Raw genomic sequence first — 2,886 nt, forward strand, 5'->3', positions numbered from 1 at the left:
GCGGTTGCTGCGGTTGCTGCGGTTGCTGCGGTTGTGCGGGACTCTCCGGTCAGCGCCGCCGTCGGGCGCCGTTGGCGCGCCCGCGCTCCACGTGGGCCTCGCGCGGGCCGTCGGCGTCCACGACCAGGGCCCGGGCGGTGCGCTCGGCCACCGCCGCGCGGTCCACCGTGTGCCCCAGGCCGCTCTCGGTCAGCGGAACCGGCACCACTCCGTCGTGCGCGCGTACGGGCGGGAGCATCAGGTCGCGGCCCCGGCTCCCGGCTCCGGGCATCTCCACCGGCAGCGAGGCCCCCGACAGCGAGCCCAGCGCGACCGTCGCGGCGCGGCCGATCCCCGTCACCGCCGACGAACCGCACCACACCCGCCAGCCAGCGTCCACGGCGCGGTCCACCGCGCGGCGGGCCGCCGTGAGGCCGCCCATGCGGGTCGGGTCCACGTTCACCGCGCCGCCCGCCTCGGCCCGGATCGCCTCGGTGAGGTCGTCCACCGAATCCAGGGACCGGCCCAGCGCCACCGGCGTGCGCAGTTCGGCGGACAGCCGGGCGTGCGCGGCCAGATCGCCCGGGGCGAAGGGGTCCTCGACCGCGAGCAGACCGAGCCCGTCCAGGACGCGCAGCGCGTCCAGGTCGGCGGGGGACTCGGTGTAGCGGCAGCCCGCGTCCGCCTGGAGGACCAGGAACGGGAAGCTCGACTGCACCGCGCGCACCACGTCCGCGTCCCAGCCCGGGGCGATCTCCAGCCGGATCCGCCGGAACCCCGCCCCCACCTGGCGGTTCACCTCCGTGACCACCGACTCCACGGCCACCTGGCGGGGCAGCGTCACCCCGGCGGTGAGCGCGGTGCGCTCTCCGCCCAGGGCGTGCGAGAGCGGGGTGTCGCGCTGGCGGCTCCACAGGTCCCAGCACGCGGTGTCCAGGGCCCCGGCCACGGCCGGGTCCCAGGGCAGGTCGGCCCAGGCCTCGCCCGCCTCGGTCGGACGCCGCCAGGAGTGGCCGAGCAGGGCGGGGGCGAAGGCGCCGGTCAGGGCGTCCCACTGGGCTCCGCTGGCCTCCGGCAGTTCTCCCCAGCCGCTCACGCCGTCACCGTCGGCCACCCGGACCAGGACGGGGCCGTCGGCGCCGGGGCCTCGGCCGCCGGCCGGGGGCCGCAGCCGGATCAGCTCGAGTTCGACGATCCGGGTCGCGGTCGCCGAGCCGGTGTGTGCCACGCTGTCCCACCTCGGTACTCGTCCTCCCGCGACCGGCCGCAGAGCCGGGCGCGCGGGCTTTCCCCTCGACCGTACCCCCGGCCGACCTGCGCGACCACCCCGAACGGTGCGGTCCGTGCCACCCGTGCGGCCGGGCGGCGCGGACCCCGGACGGGCTCCGCCCGCGTTCTGCGGGCCCTACCCCCTCCTAGCCCTGGACCAGCACCTCGTCCAGCGGACGGTGCTTGACCCCGTGCGCCTCGGCGACCGGGGCGGAGACCACGTCGCCGTCGAAGGTGTTCAGGCCCCCGGCCAGCGCCTCGTCCTCGTTCATGGCGCGCCGCCAGCCCTTCTCCGCCAGCGCCACCGCGTACCGCAGGGTGTCCTTGGTGAGGGCGTGCGTGGAGGTGTTGGGCACCGCGCCCGGCATGTTCGCCACGCAGTAGAACACCGTGTCGTGCACGTGGAAGGTGGGGTCGGCGTGTGTGGTGGGGCGCGAGTCCTCGAAGCACCCGCCCTGGTCGATCGCGATGTCCACCAGCACCGCGCCCGGCCGCATCCGCGACACCAGCTCGTTGGTCACCAGCTTGGGCGCCCTGGCCCCCGGCACCAGCACCGCGCCGATCACCATGTCCGACTCCAGCACCGACAGCTCCAGCTCGAAGGCGTTGGACACCACCGTCTTGACCCGGCCCCGGTAGAGGGAGTCCACGTGCCGCAGCTTGTCCACGTTCAGGTCCAGCACGGTCACCTCCGCGCCCATGCCCACCGCGATCTGCGTCGCGTTCAGGCCGGAGACGCCCGCGCCGATCACGGTCACGCGTGCCGGGCGCACGCCCGGCACCCCGCCCATCAGCACGCCGCGCCCGCCGCTGGGCCGCTGTAGGGTCACCGCGCCCATCTGCGGGGCCAGGCGGCCCGCGACCTCCGACATCGGGGCCAGCAGCGGCAGGGAGCCGTCCGGCAGCTGCACGGTCTCGTAGGCGATGCCGGTCACCCGCCGCTCCAGCAGGGCGTCGGTGCACTCGCGCGAGGCGGCCAGGTGCAGGTAGGTGAAGAGGGTCTGCCCCTCCCGCATGCGGTGGTACTCGGCCGCGACCGGCTCCTTGACCTTCAGGACCAGCTCACCGGTGGCCCACACCTCGTCGGGGGAGTCCAGGACGCGCGCGCCCGCCGCCTCGTACTCGGCGTTGGAGATGGAGGAGCCCAGGCCCGCGTCGCGCTCGACGACCACCTCGTGGCCGCGTCGGACCAGTTCGTGGACCCCGGCGGGGGTGATGGCCACCCGGTACTCGTGGTTCTTGATCTCGCGGGGCACGCCGATGCGCACGGTTCCTCCTACGGCTGTCTCCGTTGATACCCCCACTGTGAACTGCGGGGGTGCCCTGGCGCTATCGCCAACATGCATCGCTGTCGGCGATCTTGTTGACAGGGTGTAAGGACGATGTGTGGTCTGGGACACGGGTACCTGCCCGTGACGGGCGGGCTCAATCCCCCGGGGCCCGACGCCCTGGAAGCCGCCGCCCCGGGCGCTCGCTGTCCGGGCGCCGTCCCGCCGTGCCCCGTCGGTCCAAGGCTCTGTCGGTGCGGGTGTCGTCCCGCCGGGAACCGCCCCACGGGCCGCCGCCCCACCGGGTGCCGCCCCGCTGAACGCGTGCGGTCCGGGTGCCGCACCGCGGGTCGCCGTGGGCCGGGCCGCC

At 75.4% G+C, this 2,886-nt stretch carries 2 protein-coding genes; both read right to left on the reverse strand.

The genetic code is table 11. The features are described 5' to 3' along the window. Positions 1-49 precede the first annotated feature (49 nt). Positions 50-1,207 (reverse strand): enolase C-terminal domain-like protein, encoded by a 1,158-nt coding sequence (locus tag DQW06_RS28340; RefSeq protein WP_117199631.1) that lies wholly within the window; start codon positions 1,205-1,207, stop codon positions 50-52. 187 nt (positions 1,208-1,394) lie between these two features. Then, entirely contained in the window at positions 1,395-2,516 is a 1,122-nt protein-coding gene (gene ald / locus DQW06_RS28345) for an alanine dehydrogenase (RefSeq protein ID WP_013151676.1), read from the reverse strand. Positions 2,517-2,886: the final 370 nt, after the last annotated feature.

Source organism: Nocardiopsis sp. TNDT3, assembly GCF_003427465.1.
In the GTDB taxonomy this organism is placed as follows: Bacteria; Actinomycetota; Actinomycetes; order Streptosporangiales; family Streptosporangiaceae; genus Nocardiopsis; species Nocardiopsis dassonvillei.